Source organism: Rugamonas fusca, from assembly GCF_014042365.1.
GTDB classification, from domain to species: domain Bacteria; phylum Pseudomonadota; class Gammaproteobacteria; order Burkholderiales; family Burkholderiaceae_D; genus Rugamonas; species Rugamonas fusca.
The window spans coordinates 64,013-81,630 of record NZ_JACEZS010000025.1 but is presented as its reverse complement, the minus strand read 5'-3'; the positions used below and the strand labels follow the sequence as shown (position 1 = coordinate 81,630).

17 protein-coding genes are annotated in these 17,618 nt (G+C 64.0%); 8 read left to right on the top strand and 9 right to left on the bottom strand.

Going from position 1 to position 17,618, the window contains the following annotated elements; all coding sequences use genetic code 11:
- Nucleotides 1–329: 329 nt before the first annotated feature.
- A complete protein-coding gene (locus tag H3H36_RS22555) occupies nucleotides 330–668 on the top strand; it encodes a Rha family transcriptional regulator (protein ID WP_182220312.1) in 339 nt (112 codons plus the stop codon).
- On the opposite strand, the gene H3H36_RS22550 is transcribed toward H3H36_RS22555, so the two are convergent.
- A complete protein-coding gene (locus H3H36_RS22550) occupies nucleotides 665–1,459 on the bottom strand; it encodes a transporter substrate-binding domain-containing protein (protein ID WP_182220311.1) in 795 nt (264 codons plus the stop codon). The genes H3H36_RS22555 and H3H36_RS22550 overlap by 4 nt on opposite strands.
- A gap of 202 nt (nucleotides 1,460–1,661) precedes the next feature.
- Here H3H36_RS22550 and H3H36_RS22545 point away from each other — a divergent pair, with 202 nt between their 5' ends.
- Both H3H36_RS22545 and H3H36_RS22540 read left to right on the top strand, forming a co-directional pair.
- Nucleotides 1,662–1,862, top strand: a complete 201-nt coding sequence (locus tag H3H36_RS22545) for a hypothetical protein (protein WP_182220310.1) — start codon at nucleotides 1,662–1,664, stop codon at nucleotides 1,860–1,862.
- A 1,255-nt stretch (nucleotides 1,863–3,117) separates the two neighbouring features.
- Nucleotides 3,118–4,956 carry a methyl-accepting chemotaxis protein gene (locus H3H36_RS22540; RefSeq protein WP_375539615.1) on the top strand — a complete coding sequence of 613 codons (1,839 nt, stop codon included), beginning with the start codon at nucleotides 3,118–3,120 and terminating at the stop codon, nucleotides 4,954–4,956.
- Between the two features lie 104 nt (nucleotides 4,957–5,060).
- On the opposite strand, the gene H3H36_RS22535 is transcribed toward H3H36_RS22540, so the two are convergent.
- The 3 genes from H3H36_RS22535 to H3H36_RS22525 form a co-directional block, all read right to left on the bottom strand.
- Complete coding sequence (locus tag H3H36_RS22535) at nucleotides 5,061–5,318, bottom strand: hypothetical protein (protein WP_182220308.1); 258 nt, start codon at nucleotides 5,316–5,318, stop codon at nucleotides 5,061–5,063.
- Nucleotides 5,319–5,459: 141 nt separating this feature from the next.
- Nucleotides 5,460–5,783, bottom strand: a complete 324-nt coding sequence (locus H3H36_RS22530) for a hypothetical protein (protein WP_182220307.1) — start codon at nucleotides 5,781–5,783, stop codon at nucleotides 5,460–5,462.
- Nucleotides 5,784–5,849: 66 nt separating this feature from the next.
- Nucleotides 5,850–7,109 (bottom strand): tyrosine-type recombinase/integrase, encoded by a 1,260-nt coding sequence (locus tag H3H36_RS22525; protein ID WP_182220306.1) that lies wholly within the window; start codon nucleotides 7,107–7,109, stop codon nucleotides 5,850–5,852.
- Nucleotides 7,110–7,752: 643 nt separating this feature from the next.
- On the opposite strand from H3H36_RS22525, the gene H3H36_RS22520 reads away from it, so the two are divergent.
- The 3 genes from H3H36_RS22520 to H3H36_RS22510 are packed head-to-tail and all read left to right on the top strand — an operon-like array spanning nucleotide 7,753 to nucleotide 10,077.
- A complete protein-coding gene (locus H3H36_RS22520) occupies nucleotides 7,753–8,793 on the top strand; it encodes an oxidoreductase (RefSeq protein ID WP_182220305.1) in 1,041 nt (346 codons plus the stop codon).
- Nucleotides 8,794–8,806: 13 nt separating this feature from the next.
- Nucleotides 8,807–9,286, top strand: a complete 480-nt coding sequence (locus tag H3H36_RS22515) for a heme-degrading domain-containing protein (RefSeq protein WP_182220304.1) — start codon at nucleotides 8,807–8,809, stop codon at nucleotides 9,284–9,286.
- Nucleotides 9,283–10,077, top strand: a complete 795-nt coding sequence (locus H3H36_RS22510; RefSeq protein WP_182220303.1) for a DeoR/GlpR family DNA-binding transcription regulator — start codon at nucleotides 9,283–9,285, stop codon at nucleotides 10,075–10,077. The genes H3H36_RS22515 and H3H36_RS22510 overlap by 4 nt, the downstream gene beginning before the upstream one ends.
- Nucleotides 10,078–10,183: 106 nt before the next feature.
- Here the strand turns inward: H3H36_RS22510 and H3H36_RS22505 are convergent, their stop codons facing one another.
- Nucleotides 10,184–11,173 (bottom strand): dipeptidase, encoded by a 990-nt coding sequence (locus tag H3H36_RS22505; protein ID WP_182220302.1) that lies wholly within the window; start codon nucleotides 11,171–11,173, stop codon nucleotides 10,184–10,186.
- A 164-nt stretch (nucleotides 11,174–11,337) separates the two neighbouring features.
- On the opposite strand from H3H36_RS22505, the gene H3H36_RS22500 reads away from it, so the two are divergent.
- Nucleotides 11,338–12,594, top strand: a complete 1,257-nt coding sequence (locus H3H36_RS22500; protein WP_182220301.1) for a DEAD/DEAH box helicase — start codon at nucleotides 11,338–11,340, stop codon at nucleotides 12,592–12,594.
- 13 nt (nucleotides 12,595–12,607) lie between these two features.
- Here H3H36_RS22500 and H3H36_RS22495 read toward each other — a convergent pair whose 3' ends face one another.
- The 4 genes from H3H36_RS22495 to H3H36_RS22480 all read right to left on the bottom strand — a co-directional run bounded on the left by H3H36_RS22495 (nucleotide 12,608) and on the right by H3H36_RS22480 (nucleotide 15,997).
- Complete coding sequence (locus H3H36_RS22495; RefSeq protein WP_182220300.1) at nucleotides 12,608–13,270, bottom strand: hypothetical protein; 663 nt, start codon at nucleotides 13,268–13,270, stop codon at nucleotides 12,608–12,610.
- On the bottom strand, nucleotides 13,267–14,244 hold the full coding sequence (locus H3H36_RS22490; protein ID WP_182220299.1) for an MlaD family protein: 978 nt from the start codon (nucleotides 14,242–14,244) through the stop codon (nucleotides 13,267–13,269). The genes H3H36_RS22495 and H3H36_RS22490 overlap by 4 nt, the downstream gene beginning before the upstream one ends.
- Nucleotides 14,245–14,255: 11 nt before the next feature.
- Entirely contained in the window at nucleotides 14,256–15,047 is a 792-nt protein-coding gene (locus H3H36_RS22485; RefSeq protein WP_229220054.1) for an MlaE family ABC transporter permease, read from the bottom strand.
- Nucleotides 15,048–15,130: 83 nt separating this feature from the next.
- The gene (locus H3H36_RS22480; protein WP_182220298.1) at nucleotides 15,131–15,997 is read right to left on the bottom strand and encodes a LysR family transcriptional regulator; all 867 of its coding nucleotides are present in this window, start codon (nucleotides 15,995–15,997) and stop codon (nucleotides 15,131–15,133) included.
- A 143-nt stretch (nucleotides 15,998–16,140) separates the two neighbouring features.
- Here H3H36_RS22480 and H3H36_RS22475 point away from each other — a divergent pair, with 143 nt between their 5' ends.
- Nucleotides 16,141–17,574 (top strand): MFS transporter, encoded by a 1,434-nt coding sequence (locus tag H3H36_RS22475; protein WP_182220297.1) that lies wholly within the window; start codon nucleotides 16,141–16,143, stop codon nucleotides 17,572–17,574.
- The last annotated feature ends 44 nt before the right edge of the window (nucleotides 17,575–17,618 follow it).

Genomic DNA, 17,618 nt, shown 5'->3' with positions numbered 1-17,618 from the left:
TGGCGGGCCTAACCTTACTATCTGGCGCAATCGTCTTCGTGAGGATGACCGAAACCCTGAGAGGCTAAATTGGTCGGAGGCTGCGCCCTTGTTTTGGTCGCAATAACGGTCTTGTTCTTGTTGGACGCCAGCATGGCGTTGGCCGTGCCCAGCAAGGGCGTCCGTATCTGCACCGTGGTCAGCCGCTCGCCGTCAGCAACGCTGAGTTCCGTGTCCCTGCGGCTGTCGTACAGGCGCGTGGCAGGATTTCTTTGACGAGCTTGTACGGGACTACCACCAGACCACTGGCAAGCGCAGCGGGCCTATGCCGACCAGCGCCGCGTCACCTCGTGCAACTGGACGGCGACAAGCTGGTGACGGACTCGCTGACGGTCGCCAAGAGCTTCGGCGAGCGCCACAAGAACGTACTGCGCGCCTTCGACTACCTGAATTGCCCCCCCGAGTTCGGTCGGCTCAATTTTGAGCCAACCGAATACGTAGACAACCAGGGCAAGCTTTGCCGCCTCGTCATGATGACCAAGAACGGTTTTATGATGCTGGTCATGGGCTTCACTGGCGAAATGGCGATGGCCTTCAAGGAGCCGGTCGCCGTGGTGTTCACTCTCACGCTGGTCAGGATTGTCTTGGTGGTTGCCACCGCATCCGTGACCGTAGCTGTGATGACTTAGGGTATGCGGGAATATTTTTCCAGAAGCACTTCAAATTCTTTATTACCCTTTGTCCCCAGCCAAGTCCACATGGCTTCCACTTCCGGACGGTGTAAGTTGTAATAGCGTTGATTTGCTGCCAGCCAGATACGATCAGAGTATATCGGTTTGGAAAGTCGTACTACTTGCCGGCCATAATGTTGAGATACATAGGCGTCTAGGTCGTCCACGCTGACAAGCGTGATGGCAAAGCCATCTACACGTCGCAACATCAGTTTATCGAAATTCCTGGCAAGGTCGATAGCTCCACTGTCGACCTTAATTCCGGCCTGCTCAAGTCTGGCAGCGTATGCTGAACCAAGTGTAATGCCAACGAGCCGGCCCTTGAAGAGATTCATAGGATCGGCCGACCGGGGGATGTGATCGGCTGCCCGGACAAATGTAACGAGAACTTGGGGAACCGAGCGTTTACTATCGAGCCGTTCATTCTTGTCCCGTGGGAAAACGATCCCGGCCGTGTGGACCCCATTTTCATCCATCGGTGCAATGTCTATATCCCCTGACACCAGCGCTGGTTTGATGCGCAATACCGGCAATCGTTTAAACATTGCGGGACAGCCTGCACTGGCTGCAAACATTTTGAGCAACTCTACGCTGGCACCCGGAGGGTCCGGGACGACGCTGCCGCGCCCGAGCCAATAAGGGGGGCGATGTTGATCAAGGTAGCCAAATTGAACCGGCTCGCAGGAGGCCATAGCATTGACGGAAAAAATTGCAATAGCCCAAGGAATGAATGAGTACAGTAATTTCATTTTCGCCTGCCCAAAGTACGTGGATACTTGCGTGCTGTTTGTTGTAATGTGGACCGTCATTCAAGGGCGGCAATAGACAAGCGCCTCAAGTATACAGTACCGCAGACTATTGGAATGAAGGGGCGGTGTACTTGGGTACAGCGATTGCAAGTTGCGTCCGCTTGTTAGTAGAAGGTCGGGGATTAGCGTTTGGCAGGTCTGAATGACGTTGACCTACGTCGCCCAGCGCCTGCATTACCCGTGGCAGCGCATGCAGGCGCTGATCGCCAAGGAGATGCAATCGAAGGTCAAGGCATCCTACAGTTCGCACCTGATGCTGGCCAGGAAACGCGAGCTGCCCGCTCTGCGTACCGAGCGTTCCGACCTGGACAGCCAGGTTCAGATGCTCTTGCTCGTCCTCTGATGGAGACGCTAATGGGCTTGGCATTGCGGGCCAGATGCGGGGCGCCGACGCCGTTGGCGACGTCTACCCCGTCAGGGGTAGAGGAGGTGTTAAATGGTTCCTGGTTCCTGGTTATTGGTTTCTGGTTCTTGGTTAGTCACCGATCCGGTAGGGACTGGGTATTTATGGGTAACCGGCTTGGTACCGGCTTGGTACGCGGTTGGTTCCACCTGGCCTATATAAGCGAGAGCAGGGGCGCACTGCGGTCGGCCGTGGTGAATTGGTATTAGCTCGCGTCCAGTGGCAGCCTGGTCGGCGTGACCGCGCCGGCGGCCCGGTTGCCGTTGGCGCAGATGACCTCAAGGAGCCGCTGCGGCTGGATTGAGTCAGGTTGCGGCTTGATGACCCGGCCGCTTCCGGCGCCGGCGGAGGGGGGCGAGGTGGCCGTGTATTTGGGCGAACCTGTGCAGTTGTCGAGGCCCCTGGCAAGGTCGGCGACGGCTTACCACCAGCTCATCGGCGGTGCGGGCCTCGGTCACGCCGGCGCTGTCATGGCGCAGGTTGTAGGCCACCACGACGGCGATGGCATCAATCGACCCTGCTGTCTTTAGGCGGCGCTTGCCGGCCCTTGCTACTTCGGCTACCAATGCGGTGCCGGTCATGGTCACGATAGCAGTGCACTTGCCGGCAAGATTTCCAGCGCATTGGCTGAGTTCGCCTACATGGCGTCGGTCGTCTCGGTGGTACCGGTCGGTTCCTGGGCGAAGGTATGGCACGCTGCAACGTTCGGCTGAAGTCTCGCGGCGCAGAATTGAGCCGCGAGATGTTGGCCGATGATCGTGGTTAGCCGCAGCGCATGGTGACGATGGCCCAGCAAGGCGTGCGCGATAGTTGACGTGTCGTGGAAGTCCTGTCCTTGCAGGTTCCAGTTGCGTATCACACACTCGCCAGCATGGTCGATGATGCCGTGTTGGTTGTGGTCTATGATCCCGTGGCCATGGAAGTCTAATCAACACTTCGGGAGTCGAGGCTTGCTTAAACAGTGATTGGGCTGCGCCGCCCGTACGAATGGTTTGCTGGGGACAAACTGCATTTCCTGATTAATATATCTTGTTGCATTGAAGTACTGAAATCGACTACCTTGGGTTCATGATGGCCGACTATTTTCCTGCAAGTCTTTGCTCAAACGAGTGCATGCAGTCAAACGGCTCTATAACAATTCTGGGGAGTGCACATGTCTGAATTCTTACGCCGCCTTTCGATACAGCAAAAGCTGATGTCGAGTATGGCACTTTGCCTGCTGTTGTTCCTGGTGCTGTCGGCCACTTTGAGCGTGGTCATGACGGGTAACACCATCCGCGAGCGCGTTGTGGGGCAGGAACTGCCGGCCGTGGTGGGCGAGATTCGTAATGACATCCTGCGCCAAATCGCCGAACCGCTGGCCTCCGCCATATCCATCAGCAACAATAGCTATGTGTTGGACTGGGAAAAAGCGGGATTGCCGGAAAGCGGCGTTTCGGCCTGGATCAATTACGCACAACGTGTGCAGAAGATCAGCAAGGCTGCTGCGGTGTCTTGGGTATCCGCTGCAACTGGCAAGTATTACCGCGAGACGGGTTTCAGTCGCACCGTCGACAAGAACGCCCCGTCCGACCAATGGTTCTACAGCTTCCTGTCTAGCGGCAAGACCTATTCGCTGAACCTGGACAAGGAACCAGGGTCCACCAACTATAACGTGTTTATCAACACCCGCTTCGATACAGGCGACGGCAAGATCGGCGTGGCGAGCCTCGGGCTGTCAGTCGACAAGCTGGCAGATACCGTCCGCAACTACAAGATCGGCGCGTCCGGCTTTGTCTATCTGGTACGACCCGACGGCATGCTGATCGTGCACCGCGATCCCCGGCTGGCCGACAGCAAGCACTACATGAAGGATTTGCCGGGCTTTAGCGAAGAACTGACCGGCAAGGTGCTGGGCGGCCAGCGCTTCACCACTCTTAACTACAGCGCGCCGGAAGGCAAGCGTATTGTGGCCTCGTCGTTCGTGTCGGAACTGAATATGTATGTGATCGCGGAAGTGCCCGAACAGGAAGTGTTGGGCCAGGTAACCCGCTCCGTGCTGCTGGCGGCCCTGGTGGGCGGGCTGGTCGGCGGCGGTATTGGTCTGTTCGTTATCTACCTGGTGAGCCGCGCCATGGCCGCGCCCGTGGCCCGCGCCGCGCAGATGTTGGGCCAGATCGCCGACGGGAATGGCGACCTGTCGCGCCGCATGACGGTGGAATCGGGCGACGAGATCGGCTTGCTGGCCGACGCCTTCAACCGCTTTGTGTCCTCGCTCAACCGGACCATCCGCGAGGTGCGCAACAGTACGGAAACCATCGCCAACGCATCAAAAGAAATCGCCAGCGGCAACCTCGATCTGTCAGCTCGCACGGAAGGGCAGGCATCCAGTCTGGAGCAGACGGCGTCGGCGATGGAGGAGTTGACGGCCACCGTGTCCCAGAACGCCGACAGCGCCCGTCACGCCAACGAACTGGTACAGTCGGCCTCCGGCTATGCCACGCAGGGCGGCGAGGTGGTGGGGCGCGTGGTCGACACGATGGCCTCGATCAAGGACAGTTCGCGCAAGATCGTCGACATCATCGGCGTGATTGACGGTATCGCCTTCCAGACCAACATCCTGGCCCTGAACGCGGCCGTGGAGGCGGCGCGGGCCGGCGAGCAGGGCCGCGGTTTTGCCGTGGTGGCGTCGGAAGTGCGCAACCTGGCCCAGCGCAGCGCAGCGGCGGCCAAGGAAATCAAGGAGCTGATTGGCGATTCCGTCAACAAGGTCGATGCCGGCAGCTCGCTGGTGGACCAGGCGGGCGCCACGATGAGCAAGATCGTTGCTTCCGTCGAGCAAGTGACCAGCATCATGGGCGAAATTGTGGCGGCCAGCCACGAGCAGCGCGACGGCATCGCCCAGGTCAACCTTGCCGTGACGGAAATCGACAGCACCACCCAGCAGAACGCGGCATTAGTGGAGCAGGCAGCAGCAGCGGCAGCATCGTTGCAGGAGCAGGCGGCCAACTTGGCGGCTGTGGTCAGCGTGTTCAAGCTAGATGAACGTGGGTAGCGTGCTTGGCTGAAGCGTCAAGCTCAGTCGGAAGAGATGTGGCGCAACACGCCGGTCGGTCAGTCACCACCAAGGCAGTTTTAAAGTGCTATTGACATGTGGCTCTATTCAACCAGCTTTCCGTAGTTGCTGGACGTGAGCAAGGCTACCGCCAAGAAGGACGTCGGGGCCACCCAGCAATTGGATGGCTGGGGTAGCACGTCAAAGCTCACGCACGAACCAGGGTTGCGCACCACGTCCATCAGCTCGTAGATGATCGCCAGCGTGGCCCGGCGCAGGGCGTGGCCGCGCACGAATTTGTCTTGGTGGTTGATGCCGACTGCGCTCGGCACGTTCTGCGTGATATCGTCCAGGTAGCGCATGTTGCTGTCGAGCTGGGGCCGGCCGACCGATGCCATGTCCCGGCCATGGCCGGACTATGTTGCTGCGCCGCGTTGGCGCTGTTGCGTTGGTGTTGCGTAAAGCGTTGTACAACGCACCTGTGTGGAAGTGCGAGCTGTCACTTAGCATTTCCCATCCATGATCTTCAAACTGAGCAAGACGACGGGAGCCACCCTGGTGTAATGGCCACCCTGTGGTGGTCGATGGACGACGGGGCTGCAAAGCTTTATACCTTCGTCGCCGCCTATGTCGTCCGGCAAGCGGTCGCCGACGCGAACTTTGGTTGGGCTGAGGAAGTTGACGGAGAGTTGAAGACTACCTTCTAGTCCGAAGTTCAGTATGTCGCCAACGGTCATCGACTGATTGACGAATGTTGACAGATTTTGAGCGGCCTCCGCCAAGGATAAGATTTTTTTGAATTGTAACAATTTCCTCATTTCAACCATTTCTATTCCTGAAAGTGAAACTTCGTTTAGGATTGTGCGAGGTACGACTCCCAACTGATCATCTGTTTATTTATCTTTTGGCACTAATTCTGGAGCGTCTTCGTGTTCATCTGGCGCTGGGGTGGTTTCCACGAAATTGGCCCATTCCTTCATTAGCAGTCGGCGTTTTTTGAACAGATCGTCACGCTGATAGGCTGTAACGGTGTCATTGCCAACGGCGTGGGCCAGCGCCATTTCCCGTACTTCCATGGGGTAGGCAGTAGACGAGGCCACCCAACTAGAAAATGTCGCCCTGAACCCATGCGGTACTGCATCTACGCCCATATCCCTGATGATCTTGGTCAGCGTCATGTCGGACAGCGGTGTGCCAGATTTCCTCCCTGGGAAGATAAGTGGCTCGTCCACCATTCGCGGCAGGTTTTCCAAGAGCGCGACAACTTGCAGGGAAAGCGGTACGCGCTGCTCACGCATTGCCTTCATTCTGTTGGCCGGGATTGTCCACACTCGCCGCTGTAAATCAATTTCATCCCAAATCGCCAAGCGGGCCTCTCCAGAGCGGCAGGCCGTCAAGATAACGAATTCCAGGCAGCGCGCCCCCATGGTCTGTATCTGGCGCAGGCGCTGCATGAAAACGAACATGTCTTCAGCCGGTACAGCACGATGACCAACGACGGGCGCGACGACCGACCGCGCCGCAAGTAACTTGTCCAAGTTCCCCTTCCAACGCGCCGGGTTATCACCATTTCGATATCGGTGCACCGTGGCCCAGTCCAGCACCAGCTCTATACGATTCCTCACCCGGTTGATGGTTTCGTTGATCGTCACCCAGTGCGGTTCCACCACAGCCAGCACATGCTCCAGCTTGATGGTCCCGACCGGCATTTCACCAAGGGTCGGGAAAGCGTAGGTTTTCAAAGTGTTAATCCATTGCTTCCCATGCTTCTCGTTGCGCCAGCCCGATTTTTTCGCGTCAATGTAGGCTTCAGCACATCTGCGGAACGTCCAGGCGAGCGCTTTTGCCGCTTGCTGTTGCTCCCGGATGTTTTCCCTCGCCTCAAGCCTTTCCACGACAGGATCAATACCCGCGTCGATTTTGTCGCGGACGGCTTGCGCTTTTTCATGTGCCATCGCCAGCGTGACGCCGGGGTAGGCGCCCAATCCGATTTCCCGTCGCTTAACCCCGACTTGAACCCGCAGTATCCATGATCGGGTGCCAGAGTTGGAAATCTGAAGCATCAGCCCTGCAACATGCCCGACGGCGTGGTAGCCTGGCGTTGTGAGGCGCTTAACTTGAAGCGGCCCGAGTTCTTCCGCGATACGTGGCATTCGTAACCTCCCAAGATGTCCGATTCCTTCGACCCGCCTTCCTACCCCTCATAAATCCTAATACAGATTGCGGGTGATTGATACTGGGTGAGACGAATAATGGCAGAGGGTGAGGGCTTCTCTCTCTGGTAGCACGGGAAGTTGAGACTGGGTGGTGTTGTTTAATAGTCACTGTTGTGCAAGGATGGCGGACACCGTCTCCGCCAGAACAATGCAAAAAGCCTCCCCTGCGGGAGGCTTTTTGCATTGTGGCGGACGGAGACGGTGCGCCTAGGCGGCAGGTTCGAAGACGAAGCCCCCTGAAGGGGGCGAAGGCTCTCCGAATCGCCCAACTGCTGGCGCTGCGCGCCAGCCTCGCGCGCCGAGAGCGCGCGGTGCATGCGTCATCTATATCCCGCCCTTGAAAATCGGCTGTGCTGGAGCACCCCCTCATTCATTGAGCCCATCGAAATCCTCGCAAGATCCGAGTCGTATTATGTGAGCAACGTCTCGTTAAGGCCGCTCTGACAATGGCAAGAGCGCACCATGAGAAAAATCAATGGTACGCAGCGACTGTCCGAATGACAGACCTGACACCGATTGTGACACCGATTGCGCAAATAACTTATAATCGATAAGTGATTTGCGTAATGGAGGGTGAGGGATGCAGCGATATAACGTAGGTTTGATTGGCTATGGCGTCGGCGGTGCCATTTTTCATGCGCCGATGATAGCCGCCACGCCCAGCCTGCGGCTGGCCCGCGTCGCCAGCCGCAGCGCCGATCCGGACGCATTGACCCGCGCCTATCCCGGTGTCACGCGGGACGACACGCCACAAGCCATGCTGGACGATCCCGCCATCGCCCTGGTCGTGGTCTGTACGCCCAACGCCAGCCACTATGCGCTGGCCAAGGCCGCACTGCAGGCGGGCAAGCATGTGGTGGTGGACAAGCCGTTCGTGCTGTCCTCGGCCGAGGGGGAGGCGCTGGTGGCGCTGGCCAAAGAGCAGGGCTTGCTGCTGAGCGTGTACCACAACCGGCGCTGGGACGGCGACTTCCTCACGCTGCGCCACACCGTGGCTTCGGGCGAGCTGGGCCCCATCCACACCTACCGCGCCCATTTCGACCGCTATTCGCCGCAAGTGAAGCGCAGCTGGAAGTCAGAGGCGCAGCCGGGATCGGGCGTGCTGTGGGACCTGGGCTCGCACCTGATCGACCAGGCCTTGCAACTGTTCGGCCTTCCGCGCGCCGTCACGGCGCAGGTCTGCATCCAGCGCCAGGGCGCGCAAGTGGAAGATGCGTTCGAACTGGTGCTGGACTACGGCGACCGTAAGGCCATGCTGCACGCAAGCGCGCTGGTACGCGCGCCCGGCCCGCGCTATGAAGTCCACGGCGCGCAGGGCAGCTTCATCAAGTACGGCGTCGATACCCAGGAAGATACGCTGAAGGGGGGCGGCCGCCCAGGCGATGCCGGCTGGGGCCACGACCTGCCGGCCAATTACGCCACCATCACCGGCGCCGATGGCGCCAGCCGCGTAATCGCCTCCATCCCCGGCGATTACCGGACTTATTACGCCGGCATCCACCAGGCCATCGCCGAAGGCACGCCGCCGCCCGTGGCGGCCGAGGACGCGGTGGCCGTGGTGCGCGTGATCGAGTGCGCCTACCGCAGCCATCGTGAACGCCGCACCATCGATTTCGCTTAATAGGGAGGGCGACATGCAGGCAGACTACGGCAGCACGCTGGCGGCATTGGTCCGCGAAGAGGAAGAATTGCAGTTCACCGCCTTCTCGAACGGCGATGCGCTGGCGCTGGGCCTCAAGCTGGTGGAGCGCGCCCATGCGCTGGGCAAGGCCATCACGGTCGATATCACCCGCAATGGCCACCAGCTGTTCCACCACGCGATGGCCGGCACCACGCCGGACAACAGCCACTGGGTGCGCCGCAAGAACAACGTGGTGCAGCGCTATGGCCGCAGTTCGTGGCACGTGGGCACGCAGTACCGCAGCAAGGGCAAGACCTTCGAGGCCGACAGCGGCGTCAATCCCGCCGACTTCGCCGCCCATGGCGGCGCGTTTCCGCTGTCCCTGCGCGGCACCGGCGTGATCGGCACGGTGACGGTCTCCGGCCTGCCGCAGCAGGAAGACCACGAACTGGTGACATCCGTGCTGCGCGCCTACCTGGAATCGCAACGATGAACAAGCACGGCACCTTGCCCCAGGCTGAACGCCTCGACGCGATCCGCGCTTACCTGGACCAGCACTACCGTATCGGCATCGAGGACATCTGCAAGTTGTTCGGGGTGACGCGCGACACGGCCCGGCGCGACGTGGTGCGGCTGGACGCGGCTGGCCGCGCGCTGCGCGTGCGCGGCGGCGCGGTGCTGCCGCCGCAAAGCCGGCAGGTGGAGCAGTACGCCCAGCGCACGGCCGCCTCCAGCGCCAAGCAGGCGATCGGCCACGCGGCCGCCGCGCTGCTGCGCGATGGCGACCGCGTCCTGTTCGATACCTCCACCACGGTGCTGGCCGTGGCCCGCGCCACCAGCGCGACGCCATTGAATGTGGTGACCAATTCGATCGACGTGGCCGAGGCGTTCGGCCAGAGGGAAGGTGTGGAACTGCACGTGCTGGGCGGCCGCTTCAACGCCTGGCAGCGCAGCCTGGAAGGGGCGCAAACGCGGCTCGGCCTGGCGCAGTTCCAGTTCGATAAGCTGATCCTCGGCGCCTGCGCCATCGACCCGCAGGGTCTGACCTGCCCCTCGGACGAGGAAGCCTCGCTCAAGCAGGCCATGATGGGCCAAGCCAGCCAGGTGATCGTGGTGGCGGACAGCGCCAAGTTCAGCAAGGCGTTCATGCACCGCCTGTGCACGTTCGACGCCATCGACGTGCTGGTGACGGACCAGCCACCGCCGGCCGCCATCGGCGCCGCGCTGGAGGCCGTTGGCGTGCAGCTCATCGTCGCCGGTCATACGCCGGCGCCGCCAGTGTGACCGCGCCCTCAGGCTGCAAGGTGTGGTGAGGTTTGCAATCCCTCACCTCCGGAGTACGATGCTCGGACACGGAGCGCCTGGACCCGGCCGCGCTGGCGCCCCGCGCTCATGCCGCCTTGAGCATCTGCTGGGGCGTTCCCCACACCTGCTGCGCCACCCGCATCATGTTGCGGCCCAGGACCTGCTCGATTTCGGCATTGTTCATGCCGGTGCGGCGCAGGGCCGGCGCCAGTTCGCGCCACACGGATGGCGGCGTGAAGCTGGGCGGGCGGCTGGCGTCGTAGCCGGCCGACGCGGGCCACCAGTGGCCTGGATCGAACACGCCGGGCGGGGTGTCGTCCAGGCCCGGTTGCTGGAAGCAGATATCGAGGCCGATGCCGGCGTGCGCTACGCCCACCAGCTCGGCGATGTAGGCCACGTGGCGCGCCACGTCGTCCGCGCCTGGCCGCTCGCTGCCGAGGAACCAGGACAGGCCGGACACGCACACCACGCCGCCCGTGCCGGCGCAGGCCTGGATCTGTTCGTCGCTCACGTTGCGGCCATGCTGCACCAGCGCCAGCGGGTTGGCGTGGCTGAAGATGACGGGCTTGGCCGAGGCGGCCATGATCTCCAGGCTGCAGCGGCGGCCCGTGTGCGAGCAGTCCATCAGGATGCCGGCGTCGTTGACGGCGGCCACCATGCGGTGTCCCAGTCCCGTCAGGCCGCGCGCCACGTCGTGGCAGCCGTCGGCCACGCTGTTGTTGCGGTTGTAGGCGAAGTGGATCTGGCGCACGCCCAGCTGGGCATACAGGGCCACCATCTCCGGCTGGTCCAGCAGCGGCATGGCGCCTTCCAGGTCGAAGCTGAGGGCCATGCGGCCGTCGGCCGCGGCCTGGATGATGTCGTCCACGCTCGCGACGAGCACGTAGCGCTCGGGGTGGGCGGCGATGGTGGCGCGGTAGCCGGCGATCACGGACATGACCTGCGACACGGGGTTCATGTCCGCGCCCACGTTGAGCGAGACGTAGTTGACGCCGGCCGCATGCAGCTGGTCCACCGGCGTGAAGTCGGCTTGCGGGTGTTGTGGCAGGCAGGCGTGGGCGTCCCAGTTGATCATCAGCGCGTACTCATTTCGTCAATTTAGTTATGCGTCATACAACCGCAGGCGCCCTATGTTCCCATGAAAAGCCTGTCCAGGGCAATCGAGGATGTCCTCTGGCGCGGCCGCGCTGCTTTATACTGGCGGATTATTTACCGCAGAATCAACGCAAGAAGGCTGTCATGTCATTTTCCTCGCTGGGCCTCGCTCCCTCGCTTATCAACGCCGTGGCCGAAATCGGCTACCAGGAGCCAACCGCGATCCAGCGCGCCGCCATTCCCGCCATCCTGGGCGGCCAGGACGTACTGGGCGCGGCGCAGACCGGCTCGGGCAAGACGGCGGCCTTCGCGCTGCCGCTGCTGCAGTCGCTGCTCGACAACCGCAGCGGCCCGCGCCAGCTGCATGGCCTGGTACTGGTGCCCACGCGCGAACTGGCGGCCCAGGTAGGCGAAGCTATCCGCCGGCTGGCGCAGCACCTGACGATCCCGGTCAAGGTGTCGATCGTGTTCGGCGGCGTGTCGATCAACCCGCAGATGATGGCGCTGCGCGGCGGGGCCGACATCGTGGTGGCCACGCCGGGCCGCCTGCTGGACCTGATCGACCACAACGCGCTGAAGATTTCGCGCACGGCCATGCTGGTGCTGGACGAGGCCGACCGCCTGCTGGACCTGGGGTTCAGCGAGGAGCTGGCGCGTATCCTGGAACTGCTGCCCAAGCAGCGCCAGAACCTGTTTTTCTCGGCCACCTTCCCACCGGACGTGCAGGCGCTGGCCGACCGCATGCTGCACCAGCCGGCACGCATCGAGGTGCTGTCCGAGCCGGTCAGCAAGCCCGATATCGCGCAGCGCGCCATCGTGGTCGATGCGCCGCGCCGCACGCAGCTGCTCAAGCACCTGATCCTGACGCATAAGTGGCCGCGCGTGCTGGTGTTCGTGGCCACCAAGTACGCGGCCGAACACGTGGCCGACAAGCTGCAGCGCAACGGCATCCGCGCGGCGGCCTTCCACGGTGAATTCAGCCAGGGCGCGCGCACCGAGGTGCTGGCCGACTTCAAGGCCAGCCGCTTGCAGGTGCTGGTGGCCACCGACGTGGCGGCGCGCGGCATCGACATCGCCCGCCTGCCGGCCGTGGTCAATTACGATTTGCCCCGTTCTGCCGTCGATTACACGCACCGCATCGGCCGCACCGGCCGGGCGGGCGAGAGCGGGGTGGCCGTCAGCTTCGTGAGCGCGGAGACGGAAGCGCATTTCCGCCTGATCGAAAAGCGCAACGGTTTCCTGCTGCCGCGCGAGCAGGTGGCTGGTTTTGAGCTGAAGGAGACGGCTGCCCCGGTCGCCGTGGCGTCCGTGACGGACACCGTCAACGGCGGCATCAAGGGCAAGCGCAAGAGCAAGAAGGACAAGCTGCGCGAGGCGGCGGCGCGCGCAGCGGCCGAATAAGCGGCAGGGCGCTTCAGCGTTTTTCCAGCACCAGATCGATACGGCGCTGCAGCCGTTGCTGCTCGCGCGTGTCGCCCGCCTGTTGCGCGCGCATGGCTTGTACGCCCAGCCAGGCCAGCAGCGGCCGGCGCCAGCCCTGGGCCGACGCGGCATCGACGGCGCCCGCCAGCACGGCCGGCGTGGCGCGCCCCGTGCGCAGCAGCACCCCCGACGCCACCAGCCGCGCCAGCGGATCGGTGATGGCCTGGACGGCCGCCGCAGCCGCCGCATCGGTCTGCGCGACGGCGACGGCGCGGTGCTGCTCCGGTAGCAGGGCCGCATCCTGCGCGCGCAGCGTGCCGCCCAGGTAGGCCGCGTAGGCCAGGTCGGCCGGGCTGGCATCCTGGCGCAACTGGTCGAATCCCGTGCAGGGATCAAATACGAGTGACGCCACGCGCGCCGCGCAGCGCACCAGTTCCGCCCGCATCACCAGTTCCGGCTTGCCGGTGCTGGCCACTTGCGCGCGGGCGCGCTTGAATTCGGCCACTTCCACCAGCGCGTCGCCTTCCATGTAGGCGGCCACCGCGCGTTCGATGGCGTTGTGGGCGTTCATCTGCCAGTCCGGTTGGGGCGGGTTGTTGCCGCATGCGGCCAGCAACGCCAGGGCCGCCGCGCATGCCGTGGTGTGCGCTTTCATGGGAGCTTGATCTCCGTATCCTGTTTGAACGGCCATTTGCGGTTGATTTCGTTGACCAGCTGTTCCACCCGCCGCAAACTGGTTTCCACTTCGGCGCGCAGCGTGCCCAGGTCGGCCGAGGCGATGCGTGCGTTGCCGCTGATGACCTGGGCGTCAGCCAGCACGGCGTCCGCTTTTTTCAGGCTGGCGCGGGCGTCGGACAGCAGGGCGTTAAGTTCGCGCACGCTGGCCTGGGCGTCGTTCACCATGCCGTTCTTGTCGAACAGGCGGCTGTCGGCATGGGCCATCAGGCTGTCGGCCTTGCGCGTGGCCGCGTCCACCGTCACCAGCAGTTCGCTGGCGCGCTGCAGCAGCAACTGGGCTTTCTTGTCGTCGCCGGCCACCAGGCTCATGGCGCCGCCGGGGCCATTGAGCTTGTCGGTCATGCCCTTGACGTTGCGCAGGCTCGCCTCCAGCGCCGAGCCTTCGCCCGTCAGCTGGTTCAGGTTCTGCAGCACGTCCTTCACGGCCGACAGGATGCGGGGGATTTCGGCCGTCGCGTCGCCCACCAGCAGCGGACGCCGGGCGCCATCCTCCAGCGGCGGATCGGTGGGCACGCCGCTGTAGGCGCGCAGCCTGGCGCCGCCCACCAGGGCCCGTTCCAGCGTGAAGATGCTGGAACTGCGCAGCCAGTGCGCGTCCTTTTGCGGCACGTCGATCACGACGCGGGCCTTGCCGTCCGGCGCCAGTTCGATGCGGCGCACCCGGCCGATGGGGAAGCCGGCGTAGGTCATGTCCATGCCCACCACCACGCCTTCCGAATCATCCGCTTGCAGCAGCAGGCGCTGGGTGGCCTCGAACGCGCCGCGGGCGTACATCAGGTACAGGGCGGTGGCGGCGATCAGCGCCACCATCAGTGCCAGCAGCAGGCCCGCCTTCAGTTCGGCGTTGCGTACCGGCGCGGGTTCGGACGGTGGGGCGGGAGTGTCGGTCATGACGCGATCTTTCAGTAGTAGTTGCCCATCAGCGAGGCGATTTCGACCAGCAGCAGCACCGCGAACAGGCGCACCATGTCGGACAGGCCGTGCGTGAGCTTGCCCCGGTAGCCTTCGTCGTAGAACGGCGAGGCCATCGGGATCATGCCCACCGCGAAGCTGAAGAACACGATCTTGAGCACCAGGATCAGCGACACGGCTGGCGTGAAGATCTGCCCCACCACGCGGGTGTAGCCGGGCAGGGCCCAGGGCGTGAAGCCGTAGATGGACAGGTAGGCCAGCGCCAGCGTCAGCACGCAGCTCATGGCGGCCAGCAGCCAGACGGCGAACACCCCGGCCGCCACGCGCGGGAAGAACTCCGTGCGCAACTGGGTCACGTCGGGCGCGCCGGCGCGGGCCTGCAGGCGGCGCTGGGAGAACTCCAGGCCGGCCGGCAGGGTGGCGCGCAGCGCGACGAATCCGGCCGCCGTCAACGGGATCAATTCCAGCACCAGCACCCGCACCACCAGCGCCAGCGCGTAGCGGGTGAGGCCATAGCTTTGCGAGGTGACCACCACGATGCGGATCAACACCAGGCTCACCAGCGCCGACAACACCGTGAACCACAGCAGATTGGGCGCGGCCGCCTGCACCAGCTGGCGCGCCAGCAGCGGGCGGTTGGCGCGCCCGTAGCTGGACGGCGACAGCGCCATGGCCCACATGCGCACGGCGAAAAGCAGCAGGCGCCGCCAGCTGGCCAGCCAGGCGCGCGCGGCCGCTTCCAGGCGCCGCATGGCGGCGAGGGTGGAGGTGGATGGGTTCATCTTGTCAGTCTAGCATTTTCGATGGGCGCGTGGCGCCCGGCCGGCGGTACGCGCCTAGGCAGGGAGTCCCCGTCGCCAACACGCTATTCGGCGGCGAAGCCAGCGATGATGGCGTCGGCCACGGCGCGCACGCGGGCGCTGCGATTGAGGTCGCTGTGCATCACCAGCCAGACGTCGTAATGGTCGACCCGTTCCGGCCACAGGCGCACCAGGCTTGGATCGGTGGCGGCCATGTGGCAGGGCAGTTCGGTGATGCCCAGGCCCGCGCGCGCCGCCTCCAGCAGCATCAAGCCGCTGTTGACCTCCATCGCCACGCGCGCGTTGGCCACGGGCTCGCCGCAGATGCGCTCCCGGTGACGCGGCGCCACGCTGCGCTGGTAGATCACGATGTCGTGGCCGGCCAGCGCCGTACCGGCTTGCGGCTCGCCCCGCTCGCGCAGGTAGTCGGCCGTCGCGTACAGGCCCATGCTGCGCTTGGCCAGGTGGCGCGAGATCAGGTCCGGGTCGGTGGGGCGCAATGTGCGCACGGCCAGGTCGGCTTCGCGCCGGGTCAGGCTGGTGATCTCGGTGCTGGTGGAGAGCACGATGCGGATCGCCGGATGGGCCGCGTGCAGCTGCCGCATGGCGGCGATCACGGAGTGGCTGGCCAGGGTGTCGGTGGTGGACAGGCGCACCGTGCCGGACAGGCGGTTGTCGATCCCGAGCAGCTCGCGCTGGAACTGGTGGGCCGCCTGTTCCATCAGCTCGGCCGCGCGCACGGCCAGCTCGCCGGCCGGGGTGGCCAGGTAGCCGGATGGCGTGCGCAGGAACAGGCGCGCCCCGAGCGACGTCTCCAGCGCGGCCAGGCGGCGGCCCACGGTGGCCTGGTCCACCTGCAACTGGCCGGCGGCCGCCCGCAGCGTGCCGGCGCGGTAGAGGGCGAGGAAGATGCGGGCGTTGTCCCAATCCATGGAGTGCGTTTCCTTCGTGCTTGCTGAGCGTTGCGTTGAGGCGATGCATTTTTGCATCAAGGTGCTGATCTTATGCGTATTTACTGCATGCGGCAAGTGGCCTACCATGGAAGGAAATGTTTTCTAAAAGTAAAGGAAATCCCATGTCTGCATCTTCGCTTCCCGCCCGCGCCGTACCTGCGCGGCGGCCCGCGCCGGCCTTGCTGGTGTTGCTGACCTTGGCCATTGGTTTTGTGATGGCCATGATCGACGTGACCGCCGTCAATACGGCCCTGTCCGACATCGCCGCCAGCCTGGGCGTGCCGCTCAGCGGCCTGGTGTGGGTGGTCGATGGCTACACGCTGACTTTCGCCGCGCTGCTGCTGGCCGGGGGCGCGCTGGCCGACCGCTATGGCCCGCGCCATGTGTACCAGGGCGGCCTGTCCGTGTTCATCGCGGGCTCGGTGTGGTGCGCGCTGGCGCCCAGCGGCCCCGCGCTGGTGGCGGCCCGGCTGCTGCAAGGGGCGGGCGCGGCGCTGTTCATGCCCAGCTCCCTCAGCCTGCTGACCCACGCCTACGATGACGAGCGCACACGGGCCCGCATGCTGGGCAGCTGGTCGGCCATCGTTGGCTGCTCGTCGTCCATCGGCCCGCTGGTGGGCGGATTGCTGGTGCATGGCTTCGGCTGGCGCAGCGTGTTCTGGGTCAATGTGCCGATCGGCCTGCTGGGCATCGCGCTGACGCAGGCGCTGGTGCCGGTCACGCCCCCGGCCCGCGCTGCGCGCGCGCTGTCGTTGCTCAGTCATGGGCTGGGCGTGGTGGCACTGGCCGCCATGAGCTTCGTGCTGATCGAGGGGCCGGTACTGGGCTTGACGTCCATGCCGGTAGGGTTGGCGGCACTGTGCGCGGTGCTGGCGGCAACTGTACTGGTGCGGCGCGAGCGGTATGGGGCGCAGCCTGTGTTGCCGCGTGCGTTGTTCGGCAGCCCGGCATTTGGCGCGGCCAACGGGGTTGGCTTGCTGGTCAACCTGGCCGTGTTCGGACAGCTGTTCCTGCTCAGCTTGTTCCTGCAGCAGGCCGGCGGCGCGGACGCCCTGCGCACAGGCGTGCGCTTGCTCCCCATGATGGCCTGCTTCGCCATCGGCAATGTGGCGTCCGGCCGGATCGCCGCGCGCGTCGGTACCCGTCCGCCCATGCTGTACGGGCTGGCCGTGGGCGCGGCGGCGGGACTGGCGATGATGAATCTGTCGCCCGCCACGCCATACTGGCTGTTGATGGCTGGCGCCATGGTGATGAATGTGGCGATCGGCGTCGCCATTCCCGGCATGACAGCCACCGTGATGCTGGTGGCGGGGCGCAGCCATGCCAACGGTGCGGCGGCCGCCCTGAACGCCAATCGCCAGATCGGCGCGCTGGTCGGCGTGGCACTGATGGGGAGCGTGCTGCACATGGTGCCGGAGTGGCGCTGGCGGCTGCCGCTGGCGTTTGGCATGATCACGCTGGCCTATGCGGGCGCCTGGCTGCTGGTGTACCGGTACATACGCCTGGGGCGTCCGGCTGGCGCGGCCGGTGTGCCGGTACACAGCGCTGAATTGTGAGGTCGGTCAACCCGGTGGTGGTGATTCGGTGTACTGTACGTGCT